This is a genomic window from Algibacter sp. 2305UL17-15, from assembly GCF_040720935.1.
GTDB lineage: Bacteria > Bacteroidota > Bacteroidia > Flavobacteriales > Flavobacteriaceae > Jejuia.
In genome coordinates this window covers 266,837-281,457 of sequence record NZ_JBFDAE010000005.1, presented here as the reverse complement: position 1 = coordinate 281,457, position 14,621 = coordinate 266,837, and the positions used below count along the sequence as shown (strand labels likewise).

Sequence of the window (14,621 nt, the reverse complement as noted above, 5' to 3'; positions counted from 1 at the left end):
ATGCAAAACTATGATAATATTTTCAACTAAAAATATATTATTCGTATTTTTATCACTTTAATTTTATGAAATTAATAATTAGAACCACCCAGGAGCTAATTAAAAACAATCCGCCAATTGGAGTTACAAACCCAATAGATTTAAAATTAAAAGCAGAAAGTTTATCGGTTGCAAGACCGTAAATTGAGCCTGAAAACAAAACGACACCAATAATGACAAGATAAAATATAATGGTTTTACATTCTGAAGTTACAAGGGTTGAACTACCAACAAAAAGTAAAAATAACGCATGATACATTTGATAACGCACACCTGTTTCGAAAGTCTGAAGGTTTTCTGGAGATACATGTGCCTTCAATCCGTGAGCAGCAAATGCACCAATAACAATTGATAACAACCCCAAAATAGCGGCGGTAATTAATATAACTTTATTCATTTTAAAAATTTAAATTCGCTAACAAATTTACTTAACAATTAGCAATATGCGAAAGATTTTAGTCATAGGTTCAGGCAAGTCATCCTCTTATCTTTTAAAATATTTAGTACAGAAATCCGATGCTGAAAATTTATTTATTACTGTGGGCGATCTAGATGTGTCAAATGCTCAAAAAATTGTTGGGCATCATCCAAATTCAAAAACAATTGTCTTGGATATTTTTAATGACGATGACCGTTCAAACGCCATAAAAAAAGCGGATATTGTGATTTCAATGCTCCCTGCCCGTTTTCATAGCGTGGTTGCAAAAGATTGTATTTTGTTTGGAAAACATATGGTTACAGCTTCTTATGTGAGTTCTGAAATGAAAGCACTAGATGAAGAAGCAAAAACGAAAGGCATTATTTTGATGAATGAAATAGGTGTGGATCCAGGCATTGACCACATGAGCGCCATGCAAGCTTTAGACAACATTCGTGATAAAGGCGGAAACATTATTTTGTTTGAATCTTTTACTGGTGGACTGGTAGCGCCCGAAAGCGATAATAACCTGTGGCATTATAAATTTACATGGAATCCCAGAAATGTAGTTACGGCCGGTCAAGGCGGTACTGCTAAATTTATACAAGAAGGCAGTTATAAGTACATCCCCTATCAACGTTTATTTAGGCGTACCGAGTTTTTGGATATTGAGGGTTATGGCAGATTTGAAGCATACGCCAACCGAGATTCTTTAAAATATCAAACCGCTTATGGCTTAAAAAATATTAGAACCCTTTATAGAGGCACCATGCGTCGTGTGGGATTTTGTCGTGCATGGCATATTTTTGTTTCACTAGGAATGACCGATGATAGCTTTACGATAGAAGATAGTGAAAACATGAGTTATCGCGATTTTACCAATGCGTTTTTACCTTATAGCCATAAAGATTCTGTGGAGTTAAAACTACGTAACGAATTAAAAATTGATCAAGATGATATTGTTTGGGACAAATTAGTTGAACTGGATATTTTCAACCCAAATAAAAAAGTAGGACTTAAAAACGCCACACCCGCACAGATTCTTCAAAAAATTTTAATGGAAAGTTGGACATTAGGTGAAGACGATAAAGATATGATTGTGATGTATCATAAGTTTGGTTATGAGCTAGAAGGTAAAAAACATCAGATAGATTCCAATATGGTTGTTATTGGCGAAAACCAGACCTATACAGCTATGGCAAAAACAGTTGGCTTACCTGTAGCCATGGCAACTTTGGCAATATTGAATGGCGACATCACTTCCGTAGGTGTTCAAATCCCGATTACAAAAGAGATTTACAAACCTATTTTAAAAGAGCTGGAAGATTATGGTATTTCGTTTCAAGAAAAAGCTGTGCCGTATTTGGGTTATAACCCTTTAAATAATTAAAAAAGCAATTAGTTTTAATTATGATCTAATCATTTGTAAATAAGCAAATTACAACACTCTCTAACGACAACTTCAACACAAAACAAACACTAGTGTAATCATTAAGGTACAAATTTGTTCCTATTTGAAATCAAATTATTACTTTTATGTTCTAATTTATAATTTAAATGAACTCAAAAAGCAAACCAACTACAATTGACGGCATAGACAAAAAAATTCTTAGAACATTAATGGAAGATGCCCGAACACCAATTTTAGAAATTGCCAGAAACGTAGGTATTTCTGGAGCTGCCATACACCAACGTTTACGTAAATTAGAAAAATCAGGTCTTATAGCTGGCTCAAAATTTGTTGTAAACCCAGAAGTTTTAGGGTTTGACACCATGGCATTTGTAGGTGTATATTTTGATAAAGCTGCGGATGCTCCAGTAATTATTAAACTATTAAAACGTGTTCCTGAGGTGCTTGAATGCCATTATACTACGGGCAATTGGAATGTGTTCTTAAAGGTGCTCTGCCAAAGTAACGACCACTTAATGCAGACCTTAAACACCATTCAAGATATTAATGGAGTGTCGAGAACTGAAACATTTATTTCGTTGGCACAACAGATTCAAAGACAAATAAAGATCTGATAAAAGTCATATTTTTTACGCAACCTTTGTTGTATTATTGCATCTATTCCCTAGACGATTATTATAACAAACTAAACTTTATATGAAAAAAACATTTATGTTAGTGCTTGTTGCGCTATTAATTTCTGCTAGTTCCTTTTCTCAAGAAGACGGCACAAAACAAACTTCAAAAAACTTTAATGAATTAAAAATTAATGGCGTATTCTTAATTGCTGGTGCATTTGAAGTAAGTTACGAGCGCACTTTAAACGAAGAATCTGCTTTTGGAATTTCTCTTTTTCTTCCTTTTGATGATGATATTAGTGATGATTTAAAATATTATATCTCTCCTTACTATCGTTTTTATTTTGGCAGACAAGCTACTGGATTTTTTGTTGAAGGTTTTGGGATGTTAAACTCAACAGACAGGAGCGTTAGCTTTATAAGTTCTTCTGGCGACGATTTTAAAACAGATTTTGCCCTTGGATTTGCTTTAGGCGGAAAATGGGTTACGAAAAAAGGATTTAGCTTTGAAGTATTTGGAGGCATAGGAAGAAACCTTTTCAATAATGATGATTCCGATTTTGAAGTTGTTGGTAAAGGTGGGCTTAACTTAGGTTATAGGTTTTAAGTCCTAGACAACTAATTTTACAAAAAAATCCCATACTTCTCAGTTTGGGATTTTTTTTATGAGATCCTGCGTTCGCAGGAATTTTGCTATTTCATTTTCATCAACCAATTACGGACATCAACTTCTTTCTTAATAATATCTTTTAAGCCCTCAATTTTAACCCGTTGTTGTTCCATGGTATCTCTATGACGAATGGTCACCATTTTGTCCTCTAAAGTATCATGATCTACTGTAATACAAAATGGCGTACCGTTAGCGTCTTGCCTTCTATAACGTCTCCCAACTGCATCTTTTTCATCATAAATAATATTGAAATCCCATTTTAATTCCTCAACTATTTGACGCGCTACTTCTGGCAAGCCATCTTTTTTAACCAATGGTAAAACTGCTGCTTTAACAGGTGCTAAAACACTTGGTAATTTTAAAACGGTTCTGGTTGTTCCGTTTTCCAATGCTTCTTCTTGTAAAGCATTAGAAAAAACTGCTAAAAACATACGGTCTAAACCTATTGAAGTTTCCAACACATAAGGCACATAACTTTTGTTTTCTTCATGATCAAAATATTGCAATTTTTTTCCTGAATATTCCTCGTGCGCTTTTAAATCGAAATCGGTTCTAGAGTGAATCCCTTCCAATTCTTTAAATCCGAATGGGAATTTGAATTCAATATCTGCAGCAGCATCGGCATAATGCGCTAATTTTTCATGGTCATGAAAACGGTAATTATCCGCCCCCATTCCCAGAGACAAATGCCATTTCATTCTGTGCTCCTTCCAATGCTCGTACCATTCTTTTTGGGTGCCTGGCTTTATGAAAAATTGCATTTCCATTTGTTCAAACTCACGCATCCTGAAAATAAACTGTCTTGCAACTATTTCGTTTCTAAAGGCTTTACCTGTTTGTGCAATTCCAAAAGGAATTTTTAAACGGCTGGTTTTCTGTACATTTAAAAAGTTCACGAAAATACCTTGCGCAGTTTCAGGGCGTAAATATAAATCCATGGCACTTTCGGCAGAAGCTCCCAATTTAGTCCCAAACATTAAATTGAACTGCTTAACATCCGTCCAATTTTTACTTCCTGTTAAAGGATCTGCAATTTCCAATTCTTCAATTAATGCTTTTACATCAGCTAAATCTTCATTACCCAAAGATTTTCCCATTCTAGCAAGAATAGTATTTATTTTTTCTTGATAACCAACAACACGACCGTTAGTAGCTAGAAATTCTTCTTTATTAAAGGCATCACCAAAACGTTTTTCGGCCTTTTTGACCTCTTTATCAATTTTTGCTTCAATTTTAGCACAATAATCTTCAATTAAAACATCTGCTCTGTAACGCTTTTTAGAATCTTTATTATCAATTAATGGATCGTTAAACGCATCAACGTGTCCCGAAGCTTTCCAAGTGGTAGGGTGCATAAAAATTGCGGCATCTATACCTACAATATTTTCATTCATCTGTACCATGGCACGCCACCAGTAGTCTCGAATGTTTTTCTTTAATTCCGCTCCGTTTTGGGCGTAGTCGTAAACTGCGCTTAAACCATCATATATTTCACTACTTTGGAATACGTATCCGTACTCCTTTGCATGTGATATAACCTTCTTAAATGTATCGTCTTGATTTGCCATAGGTGCAAAAATATGAAAGTGCAGAAAACAAATTGAAATGTTTACTGTTTTTTTATTTAAGTTTACATAAACAGTAAATCTAGAGCTAGCGATCGGTTGTAACAAGAGCCGATAAAGCTGAGACTTTGGTACGGCACTCGACACAGTCGAGCGCTAGCAGACATCTGTTACTGTGACAAACTAGCACCAACGGGGGTCATAATAAAAAACCTTTTCTACATCATCTCCTTTTAAACCAACAAGAATACCGCCGATAGAACAATGCCCTATGGTTAAGTAATCAATATCATCTTTTCCTTCTATATCTTTTGAAAATAATATTGAATTTTCGACGGAATTAAAACCTGAAAAATCAATCTCAGGCTTCAAAGAAAAAGTGAAATAGCTAATATATCTCTCATCTTTAAAAGTCGGATGGTAAAACATCTCGTAAGAAATACTATTTTCTTCCGTAGAAAAGCTATTTACAAATACTTTATACAAAGGAGGTATTTCTAAATTATGTTCCTTTTCTAAAGCTTCAATATTAATAATTTCAGCTTCCTTTTTAGTTTTTAATAATTCAAAACCTTTTCTCATAAGTTAATAAGTTAAAAAACTGGTCCGTCAAATAAACCTTCCAGACCTCTATTTATTATAGCTTTACCTCCTGAATGGCTAAACCCTCCTTGAGTAGCGATGTATATTATATTTTTTTATAATGAAAACAATTTGTTTTTCTTTATTAATTATTTTCTGGAAAATAATTAATAAGCTTGCCATGTAAATGACCAATCATTTGTTTGAGTATTTTTACCAAAATACCCAACTCCACTATTCCCCCAACTCCAATTAGCTTTTTCAATACTATCTATTTGAAAGACAAAACTTATATCCTCAGCATTTTTGTTAAAAGGAGTCCAAAAAATCTCGCTTTGAATTAGTGTTGGCCATCCGCCAATTTTAATACCTGACTTATTTTCAAAAAGCATTTCGTACTTATCCTCAAAGTCTTCAGGGATATTTATCGGACAATCATCCCAACAAGGACAGTCGTTTTCTTCCAAATAAGGGTCTAATTGAAATGGTTTTATCGAAGTTTTATATTCCAACTGTCTCAAAGGTATTAAATCGTCTAAATTTTCATAAGTCCTTATTAAAACAGAATCACTTCCTTCTTCATTAAATATTCTTTCTTTATCGATAAAAACACAAATAAAATTTATATCCTTAATAATATCTGGTTTATATGGAATGTTTGATAAATTAATTTGACATAGTGGAGTCATCAAATTTCCATCAATAGAAGGCCAATCCTCTCCTTTTTTACATAAAAGAATTTTTCCAAACCAAGATGCTTGAATACTATCTATTGCCCTTAAACCTCCAACTCTGAAAAGAGTCGAAGGTTTTGAAATTTTTTTTATAATTTCTTCTTTTTTCATAATTTAAAAATCTTTAGCTCTACTTTTCCAATATCTCCTTTTCCAAGCATTAAATTGACTCCTATTAATGCCTGAGGGAATAGTATTTGGGGATCTCCTATTACGCTAGCACTCGTTTGAAACGAGTGCCGATAAAGCTGAGACATTTTGGTACGGCACTCGACACAGTCGAGCGCTAGCAGACATCTGTTACTTTGACAAACTAGCACCAGCAGGGGTTAAAAAGCTAAAGTAATATATCCTAAAACCCCAGCTTACCAAACCAGCCTTTCTTTTTGTCTGACTCTGGCAATTGATGCACTAAATCTTTAGGATAATATTGGTTGTTAATAAAGCTACTATCATCTAAATCCATTATTTTAACAATTGCCGCAGACTCAAAACTCCAATAACCATAATAAATATCATGCCTACTATTATGGATGTCTTTGATACCTGTTTCTGCTTGGATATTGTACCATTCATTATTCAAATAGTTCGCCATTAGCAAAGATGCTTCATCTTTATCCTTTGAATCAATAATTTGTCGCAACGTTTTGAAAATATCGGGAATACCAAAATATTTCTTGTAGCTTTCTGACTCCAATGGTTTTCTACTCGGCATTTTAGCAGCAATAATAAACTCAAAAAGTTTATCTTTCACATGGTCTCTATCTATTACATCCACTAGCAATTGAAATTTTTCATTTGGTATATTTAGAAGATAACCGATTGACAACATAGTTAACATTTCCTGATATGGAGAAACTGTGTACTGATTAAATACTTCGTTATCAATTTTCAACTTCCAAAAACCGTCCCAACTTTTATATATCAAATCAATGGACTCAAAATAACTATCACGAATGTCAACTAATGAATATCCAGCAGAATATTTTGAAATACACAATTGAACTGACGAATCAGCCAAGGATCTCATAACTATAGAAACTCTATCTCTTGAAATTTGTTGTTTTTCAATTTTTTTCAAAAGAGCTTTTCGATTTGCGCAAGAATTCTTGATGTAATTTTCAAAATAAGTTTTATTTTTTAATAAATCTCTCATAAGTAATTAATTGAAAACAAAAATACCAATTTCATTACCGAATTCATCTAACCTCTTTAGTAATGTAGTTCCATCTTCAGCAACTTTAGATATAACCCGCACATAGCCTTCCGCTATCATCTCATTAGTAATGTTATTCCCAACTGTTTCTCTTAATCTTTGAAAGTTACCCGCAGAAATCCATTCTTCACTCATTTGTCTTCCATCTAAGGTATTTCCTAGACTTGCTGTTCCATATTTTGATTCTACAATATAAAACTTTCCATCCTTTTTAAAAACATGGTCTATTCCAGAATCTCCCCATCCGTCTAGTAAATCTCCGTTCTGCCCTTTTCTAATATGCAACGCTTCAAAACCATTCTCTGCAAATTTAACATCAGTAGCCACTTCACCAAAAACACCTTTAGCATTTCTGCTTGCCCCTTTAACGGTTGCCCCTTTGTACTTATCAATAACAGCTCTTTGAGTGTCGTAAATAGCATCTAAGGTTTTTTCAAGTGCTTTTAAAAGTTTTTTCACTTTATCATCACTTCTTGCAATTACTTTTCCTCCTTTTTCGATAATAAGACCACCTAAATTATCAAAAGTAACTTTAAAACCTCTCTGAGTTGCTCGACGAAGCCCTCCTAAAACCCCTCTTAATTTACGATAAATTCGTAAACCTTTTCTGAAAATTTTCACTCCTTTTATAGCACCCTTTATAGTACTCAAGCCTGCCACATCAACAAATAATCCTGAGACAGCTAATGAAGCTCCGAGTACATCTCCTTCATTAATTGATTGCAATAAAAAATAGGCGATAGATTATTATTCTTTTACACGCCAAAAATCTTCTCCCCAGTTTTTATACAGTTGAGAATATGATGAGTTTTGAGGTATAAAAGAATCCTCTTCTTTAAAAATAAGGCTTTTAGAAAACTCAAAAATATTATCCGCTATAAGGTAATAATCTTCGTCTTTGCTCCAATTGACCAAATATATTTTGTCTCTTTTTTCATCTTTTGTCCCAATAAAAACTCCACCCCCAATACCTATATTCGCAATTCTGACAAGTCCGTATTCTAAAAACTCATGACTATCAATTGAATATGATTCCCAATCGTTTATCAACTCATTTTCATCAAAAAATCCATCAAAACCGTATTCTTCATTTTGAGACGGTTTAAATACAACTAGACCGCAATCAGAAACAGATTTAAACTTAGAATTTAAGTATTTATGTGATAAGATTTTATTTGAACCTAGCTCGTATAATGAAGTAAAAAACTTAAAATAGTTCGGCAGTTCAAATCCGATTACTTCTTCTACTTTATCAAAGGTTTTATTACCAGCTTTACTTTTAAAAAACTCTAATCCTTTCATAATTCATATTTTAAAACGGTGAACTAAATAAACCTTTTAGCCCTCTATCTATAACAGCACTTCCTCCTGAATGTCTGAATGCCCCGTGAACATCCTGTAGTACTGGCATTAATGATTTACCATCTTGATGATGATGCCATGAATAAACCTTACCATCAATTTCCACACCAGTACTTCTAGATTGTATATTTCTATTAGGAAACTTATTTTTCAACCAGTTTGTTGCTCTTGTAAAATCTGTTGATGTGCCGTTACCAATCAAATCATCTGCCTTAAAGGTAAAATCCTTTCCTAGGGAATAACTCTTAAAGTCTGGGAATCCATTTTTATCATAGTTTACACTTACCTGTCTTCCCCCCGGCTACCGCACGAATCCTTTCGTGTGGTTGTTCTTAATTAACCTTCAAACATCCTAAAAACAACAATAGCATCAATTAAACCTTTTTGGTCTGCATAATCAATAGCGCTACTGTAAACATAATCTTCTGCTTTATAAACCAACCTTTCTTCTGCAGGATTACTGTGAACATAATCTATTTATTGTTGAATTACCTTATTACTCCATAGCTCAATTGGTTTGTTATCATGTCGCCAACCCCGAAACTTCGGGGGATAATGTTTCACGTTAAAACTTTTTTTAGCTTCTTTTTTGAAAAAATCTAATAAAAATTCTTTCCTACTTTCTCTTGGATTTTCTTGTATACTTTTTACAATTGATTTACTGGTAAATCGTTTTAAATCGCCAATCAATAATTCTGGCTTTTGCCCAGTTATACTCCTAAAAACTAGATGCACCCATTTGACTTCGCTGAGTAAAGGCATGACTACTCATAATGCACCAAGCATGAATTTCTAAGCCTTTGCTTTTCTGACAATACTCTAAACTCTCTAAAAACAAATCTTTGTATTCGTTTCTTGTAAATACACCTGCCTGCTGGTATAGGTAGGCCCAACCAACCCACAACAGCAAAACTAATGAAGCCTGTGCTCAGCTTGACTGGGTGTACAAACCTTCAGGATTATGGAATTTATAGTTTCCACTCACAACTTATTTTATAGCTTTTTGTTCATATTATTAACCTCTTTAGTTTTATAACCACACGAAAGGATTCGTGCGGTAGCGGAGGCCAAAAGCTACTGCTGTTTTGTCGCTAGTTGATGGTTACGGCATAACAAAAACAGCCAACTATAAAAATTGGCTGTTCCGTAAAATAAAAACACATTAAATTAAGTCAATTCGTTGTAACGAAGCTTTTTACTAAAGCGATCAATCCATCCATTTTCAATAGTTGGTTCTGCTTTTAGCATTTCGCTTATTGCAACTAAATCCATTTCTTTTCCTTCTCCTATGTACTTAATTTTGAATTCTGGATTCTCTTCAAATATACCTAAAACTGCAAATAATGATGTCCCTATGGTCTCTTTTATATACCTCCTTAGTAGAACATGATCTTCCTTACTCAATTTTTTAAATATATCCGTATACTCTTTTCCAACACCCCATGGTGTTGTTCCAGATACAATTTGATCAAAATAGTTTATAGCATCATCATAAACTCTTTCTATCAACTTAGACCCAAAGTCATCGAGTATTTCTTTTTCTGATTTCATAATTTTTTAACATTTATGGATTAATACCATTCCATGGAATACGTGTGATTTCGGACACCCCTTGTTCTTTTAAATCTTCAAGTGCTTTAACTACCCAACCTCTTGCAATATTTTCGGGAATTCTCGCATCTATCATAGCTTGAAGCTCAATGTTAGCCATATCATTTATTTCCATTCTTTTATTTGGGTTTGCCCGCTTCCAAGCACTATATAATCTATTTTGATTTCCAGTTATAGCGTTATGCACAGCTTGCCCACCTAAAGTATTTGCAGATACACTAAAAGCTTCATTGGCATTATACACCACTTCACCTTCAAACGACTTTTTCGCCATAGGATGGTGTCCTCTTACATCTTTAAATTTTCCTGTACCATTAAGATCAAACCTAGCACCTCTTTTAAAAGAGTCAATAGTATTATCTAATGCTTTACTAAAGTTATCAAATCTAGTTAAAAATCTTCTCACCGCATCATCCCCTTGAGCAATGATTTGATCGCCCTTCTTAACAATTAGCTGCCCAGAAGCATCTAGAAAAACTTTAAATCCTTTTTTAGCAGCTTTTGATACAGCACCTAAAACCCCTCGCAATTTACGATATATTTTTATAGTTTTTCTAAAAGCCCTTGCGCCTTTTATCGCACCTTTTATAGGCCCCAGGGCTGTAGAACTAATTATAATGCCACTAATAGCCAAAGACGCCCCTAGCACATCACCTGAGTTTATAGATATAATAAGGTCGTAATAATCGCCTGCTGGTGTAAAGCCTATTACGATTTCACCAATAAGCGGTACCATCATTTCTCCAAAAGCACTCCACTCTTCAGCATTTTGAGGCCAAAAACCACTACCATTTTGCCCTACATCTTCTGCTATATCATCTATAGCAGAAATCTCAGCAGCCTCGTGGGCTACAACCCGTATGCCTTCGGGGTCTAGTTTTCTAAATTCCAACCCTTCGGCAAACCCTGTTTCTAAAATATCATGAGCACTATTCGTTATCGCCTGATGATGTTCTAGCTTTAAAAAATTATTTCTAGCTACCTCATTGGTAAACATATCGGCAATTGCAATCGCACCATCATCATTGGTAAAGTTTAATACTTCGGCAATTCTATTCTCATAATCTACATAGGCCAATTGGTTCATGCCTGTTGGGGCATTTTGCAACATATCTTGTACATCTTCATGAAATGCTTTTAGATCTTTTAAATATTGGTCTAAATTTTCTTTAACACCATGTCCCCTGGCATGGTCTATACGCATATTATCTGCGCCTGTTGGTGCAAAATTAAAGTAGTTACTTAGCATAGCATTATCTATACCTTGGGGTACATTTACGCCATTTGCTTGAAAAACTTCTCTTATTATTTGCCCCTTATATTCTGGCCTGTGCACACTATCGTTTAATAATGCCGCCAATACGTTGTTCAAGTATGTAAACTCATCTTGTTTGGCTATGGCATTTAAATCAGTACCTATGGCTATATTGGGGTTAAACGGACTGTTAAATTCTGGTGTTCCTGCTGATGCATAATAATTTTTGCCCAATGTAAAATCGCCACCTTGCAGGTATTGATTTAACAAATAATTTGCACAGTCGTGAGACAACTTAGAATAGTCGTTAAGTTTAAAGTAGTTTTCTAATTCTGCTTTTAACGTTGGCCTTTTTTTTATGTAATTTTCATAACTCCCATTAGTTGGCCCCAAGCCTGCTATTAGTCCATCTGCTAAGGCTTTTGCTAGATCAAACTCCCCTAAGGCATTATTTAAAGCCGCTGTTCTAGCATGCTCTCTTTGCCGGAGCCAATAATTTGTATTCCAAGGATCACTTTGTATTCTTAAATTCCAATAACCATCATGAAATATTGATAATTGTGGTGGGTTATTTCTCCAAACATAAGGCTCTACAAAATCTTGATTACCAAAACCATGTACTTTAAACCAATTATATGGTGGTTCTGATACATAATTGGTGGCGTTGTTCCAATAATCACTTGAAAGTAAATATTGTTGCATGTGGTCTAATTTTTCAAAATCGTTCCCCGCACCATTAAAATAATCTACTTGCGTTTGCGCCAACTCCTCAAGAATGTCATGGTTTAAATCATCTAAATTTGCTAATTCATTATTTAATTGATTCTGAATTTTTTGCTCTTGCTCTAATCGCCATTGATTCTCAGAAAACATACCTATTTCCTGATTTCTTAATGTATTTATTTGAGCTATTGAAGTTATTTCGCTCAAAGACTTAGTACCTAATTTTAAATGCCCGTATTTAGAATTATTAATAATTCCCGAGTTTATTTCGTTAGCTCTAAAGTCTAATAGTTTAATGTTTCTTAGACATCTATCCCTAATATTCTTTTTCACATTGACCTTGCCATCAAATTTAGGTCGTAATGCCTTAGAAGCAGTTCTAACATTAGGCATTTCAAAATCCTTAAAAAATTCTTTTTGGGCTTCTCCAAAATTAGAAAACTGCTGCCCCAACTGATTTTCTATTTCTTCTTCTAGAATACCATATTGTCTATCAAGCCATTGATAAAAATCCCTTTCTGCGGCAAGTTGTGAGGCTTCATGGTTTTTTAATGCCGATAATGCTGGGTCTGTAAACGTGAAATCAGGCACCTCAACATTGGAACAACATTCTCTAGATTTCCTTATTAAAGTTATATCATATCTGCTAATTACTCTAAAATCCGCTTTTTTAAAATCTAATAATTTCCTCGGAATTAAAGTTGTAAACCTTAAAGTATCCCTACTTAGACTATCTCTAATTGGATGTGGTATTCCTCTTTGGGCAAAAGAAAAATTTAATGCTACTAAGACTAAAATTATTGCGGTTATATATTTATATGTACTTTTCATTTTTTCCAGGTTTATTTTTTAGCAATTAGCTTAGTATATTTTTCTCCATTTACAAATACCGTAATTATGTTGATGCCCTTTTTAAGTTTAGCCCCATCAAAATAGTATATATAGTCTCCAGCAGTTTGCTGTTTTGCCTGTTCAAGAATATGGCTTTGAGATCCATGCAAATCTGAAACCTCAATGTTTACCAAGCCCGGGTTTTCTAATGCATAAGAGATGTAAAGGTCTTTTTCAAAAGGGTTTGGATATAACTTAATAAAGCTATCGTCTTGGTTGGATAAGCCCTCAATGGTTTCATCTGTAATTTCCTTTCCATTTTCGGTGGTTACTTTTGCTTTTGTTAATATTAGAGCAAATTTGTTTCCAGGCTCCCTTTTTTCAATGACGTAACTGTCTAGAATTGCCGTTAAAAATGTTTTATCATCGTGTGCTCTTAAGCTAAAATCACTTGACAATATACTATATGGTATATCTTGTTCTCCTTCACCACTAAAGTATAATCGTTTTAAATTCAAATTTAAATTTTCAAAAAATAACATGTTACTATCATTAAAAGCAACACCTTTACTTTCTTTGCCATTTAAAACCCAACTATAAGTCGTACTTTCTTTTTCATCATCATAATTCAATTCTAAAGCTATCGGCTCAATTTGTTCTATCTGTTTTTCAGCCCAATCTAATTTCACTAAACTACCATTCCATTTTCCGTTTAATGTTTCAGGGAAAAACTCAAAATCTATTGGTTCACCATCAAGTATTTTCATATAATCAAGGTCATTCTTTACTGTTTGCTCCTCTTTTAAATGATACTCCATACAGTCTAGCATTATTGCACTATTCTTTATTGAATTTTGACTAAGCAACCTCATTGCCTTTTGCTTGTTTACCTTTACACCATAACCAAAATAATAGCATACGCCTAACCAATGTTTTGCCATGGGGTAATCACTTTTCTTAAACCACCTAATGGCTTTAGAATAATTTTGAGCAACATTTAATCCTTTATAATGCATATAACCAACACTATAAGTCCCTCTAGCATCACCAAGTTTATGAGCTTTTTTATACCATTTTTTCGCTTTTTTATAATTAATTTCACAACCGAGACCATACTTAAACAAATCGCCTAAATCTGAGCAAGCCAATGCATGCTTCTGTTTTGCGGCCTTCCGTATCAACTTAAAGCCTTTAACATTATCACTAATTATAGCATTGTTTAAATACAAACGCCCCATTAATAGTTGTGCATACGGGTTTTCATTTTTAACACATGGCTTTATAAGGTCTATTGCTGCTAAAGAATCTTGTTGGGAATAATTTTCGTTTCGCAAATAATCAATAGCTTTATCGATATTAAAATCGCAATCGGTTATTTTAGCTTGTGCTTTAATTTCTAAAAATTGAAAAAAGCATAGCATTGATAAGATGTAACATAATTTTCGTTTCATAAGAATTGCTTTAAATTAAACTGAAAGAAATATTTCTTACACATATAAGAAATAACTTTTTATTATGTACGAATATAGCTTATATATTTTTATTTTTGTTGTGGGAAAACCGTAAATTTATTTTTTTTTAAACTTG

Annotated in this window: 14 protein-coding genes and 1 pseudogene; 3 read left to right on the top strand and 12 right to left on the bottom strand. The window is 33.7% G+C overall.

Annotation, left to right across the window (positions count from 1 at the left end):
• Positions 1-52: 52 nt before the first annotated feature.
• Entirely contained in the window at positions 53-436 is a 384-nt protein-coding gene (locus tag ABXQ82_RS07705) for a DUF423 domain-containing protein (RefSeq protein ID WP_367057343.1), read from the bottom strand.
• Between the two features lie 46 nt (positions 437-482).
• Here ABXQ82_RS07705 and ABXQ82_RS07700 point away from each other — a divergent pair, with 46 nt between their 5' ends.
• From ABXQ82_RS07700 to ABXQ82_RS07690, 3 genes are all read left to right on the top strand, one after another.
• Positions 483-1,847, top strand: a complete 1,365-nt coding sequence (locus tag ABXQ82_RS07700; RefSeq protein ID WP_367057340.1) for a saccharopine dehydrogenase family protein — start codon at positions 483-485, stop codon at positions 1,845-1,847.
• Positions 1,848-2,014: 167 nt separating this feature from the next.
• The gene (locus ABXQ82_RS07695) at positions 2,015-2,482 is read left to right on the top strand and encodes an Lrp/AsnC ligand binding domain-containing protein (protein WP_367057337.1); all 468 of its coding nucleotides are present in this window, start codon (positions 2,015-2,017) and stop codon (positions 2,480-2,482) included.
• 82 nt (positions 2,483-2,564) lie between these two features.
• On the top strand, positions 2,565-3,092 hold the full coding sequence (locus ABXQ82_RS07690; RefSeq protein WP_367057334.1) for a DUF3575 domain-containing protein: 528 nt from the start codon (positions 2,565-2,567) through the stop codon (positions 3,090-3,092).
• 86 nt (positions 3,093-3,178) lie between these two features.
• On the opposite strand, the gene ABXQ82_RS07685 is transcribed toward ABXQ82_RS07690, so the two are convergent.
• From ABXQ82_RS07685 to ABXQ82_RS07635, 11 genes and pseudogenes are all read right to left on the bottom strand, one after another.
• Complete coding sequence (locus ABXQ82_RS07685; protein WP_367057331.1) at positions 3,179-4,723, bottom strand: glycine--tRNA ligase; 1,545 nt, start codon at positions 4,721-4,723, stop codon at positions 3,179-3,181.
• Between the two features lie 180 nt (positions 4,724-4,903).
• Positions 4,904-5,302, bottom strand: coding sequence for a hypothetical protein (locus ABXQ82_RS07680; protein WP_367057328.1), 399 nt, complete (start codon positions 5,300-5,302; stop codon positions 4,904-4,906).
• 167 nt (positions 5,303-5,469) lie between these two features.
• Positions 5,470-6,147 (bottom strand): DUF1963 domain-containing protein, encoded by a 678-nt coding sequence (locus ABXQ82_RS07675; protein WP_367057325.1) that lies wholly within the window; start codon positions 6,145-6,147, stop codon positions 5,470-5,472.
• Between the two features lie 241 nt (positions 6,148-6,388).
• Positions 6,389-7,192 (bottom strand): PoNe immunity protein domain-containing protein, encoded by an 804-nt coding sequence (locus ABXQ82_RS07670; RefSeq protein ID WP_367057322.1) that lies wholly within the window; start codon positions 7,190-7,192, stop codon positions 6,389-6,391.
• 6 nt (positions 7,193-7,198) lie between these two features.
• Positions 7,199-7,978 (bottom strand): hypothetical protein, encoded by a 780-nt coding sequence (locus ABXQ82_RS07665; protein WP_367057319.1) that lies wholly within the window; start codon positions 7,976-7,978, stop codon positions 7,199-7,201.
• A gap of 21 nt (positions 7,979-7,999) precedes the next feature.
• On the bottom strand, positions 8,000-8,554 hold the full coding sequence (locus ABXQ82_RS07660) for a hypothetical protein (protein ID WP_367057316.1): 555 nt from the start codon (positions 8,552-8,554) through the stop codon (positions 8,000-8,002).
• A gap of 10 nt (positions 8,555-8,564) precedes the next feature.
• Positions 8,565-8,879: pseudogene (locus ABXQ82_RS07655) on the bottom strand (HNH endonuclease); the annotation flags it as partial.
• A gap of 212 nt (positions 8,880-9,091) precedes the next feature.
• A complete protein-coding gene (locus ABXQ82_RS07650) occupies positions 9,092-9,304 on the bottom strand; it encodes a hypothetical protein (RefSeq protein ID WP_367057313.1) in 213 nt (70 codons plus the stop codon).
• A gap of 477 nt (positions 9,305-9,781) precedes the next feature.
• On the bottom strand, positions 9,782-10,165 hold the full coding sequence (locus tag ABXQ82_RS07645) for a hypothetical protein (RefSeq protein WP_367057310.1): 384 nt from the start codon (positions 10,163-10,165) through the stop codon (positions 9,782-9,784).
• 13 nt (positions 10,166-10,178) lie between these two features.
• On the bottom strand, positions 10,179-13,034 hold the full coding sequence (locus ABXQ82_RS07640) for a hypothetical protein (protein ID WP_367057307.1): 2,856 nt from the start codon (positions 13,032-13,034) through the stop codon (positions 10,179-10,181).
• 11 nt (positions 13,035-13,045) lie between these two features.
• Positions 13,046-14,485, bottom strand: coding sequence for a T9SS type A sorting domain-containing protein (locus tag ABXQ82_RS07635; protein ID WP_367057304.1), 1,440 nt, complete (start codon positions 14,483-14,485; stop codon positions 13,046-13,048).
• Positions 14,486-14,621 lie beyond the last annotated feature (136 nt).

What these genes read in the sequence shown, in the direction of transcription:
- ABXQ82_RS07635 (WP_367057304.1), bottom strand. Translation starts at nt 14,485, where the DNA reads ATGAAACGAAAATTATGTTACATCTTATCAATGCTATGCTTTTTTCAA.
- ABXQ82_RS07705 (WP_367057343.1), bottom strand. Translation starts at nt 436, where the DNA reads ATGAATAAAGTTATATTAATTACCGCCGCTATTTTGGGGTTGTTATCA.
- ABXQ82_RS07670 (WP_367057322.1), bottom strand. Translation starts at nt 7,192, where the DNA reads ATGAGAGATTTATTAAAAAATAAAACTTATTTTGAAAATTACATCAAG.
- ABXQ82_RS07660 (WP_367057316.1), bottom strand. Translation starts at nt 8,554, where the DNA reads ATGAAAGGATTAGAGTTTTTTAAAAGTAAAGCTGGTAATAAAACCTTT.
- ABXQ82_RS07680 (WP_367057328.1), bottom strand. Translation starts at nt 5,302, where the DNA reads ATGAGAAAAGGTTTTGAATTATTAAAAACTAAAAAGGAAGCTGAAATT.
- ABXQ82_RS07645 (WP_367057310.1), bottom strand. Translation starts at nt 10,165, where the DNA reads ATGAAATCAGAAAAAGAAATACTCGATGACTTTGGGTCTAAGTTGATA.
- ABXQ82_RS07700 (WP_367057340.1), top strand. Translation starts at nt 483, where the DNA reads ATGCGAAAGATTTTAGTCATAGGTTCAGGCAAGTCATCCTCTTATCTT.
- ABXQ82_RS07685 (WP_367057331.1), bottom strand. Translation starts at nt 4,723, where the DNA reads ATGGCAAATCAAGACGATACATTTAAGAAGGTTATATCACATGCAAAG.
- ABXQ82_RS07675 (WP_367057325.1), bottom strand. Translation starts at nt 6,147, where the DNA reads ATGAAAAAAGAAGAAATTATAAAAAAAATTTCAAAACCTTCGACTCTT.
- ABXQ82_RS07640 (WP_367057307.1), bottom strand. Translation starts at nt 13,034, where the DNA reads ATGAAAAGTACATATAAATATATAACCGCAATAATTTTAGTCTTAGTA.
- ABXQ82_RS07690 (WP_367057334.1), top strand. Translation starts at nt 2,565, where the DNA reads ATGAAAAAAACATTTATGTTAGTGCTTGTTGCGCTATTAATTTCTGCT.
- ABXQ82_RS07695 (WP_367057337.1), top strand. Translation starts at nt 2,015, where the DNA reads ATGAACTCAAAAAGCAAACCAACTACAATTGACGGCATAGACAAAAAA.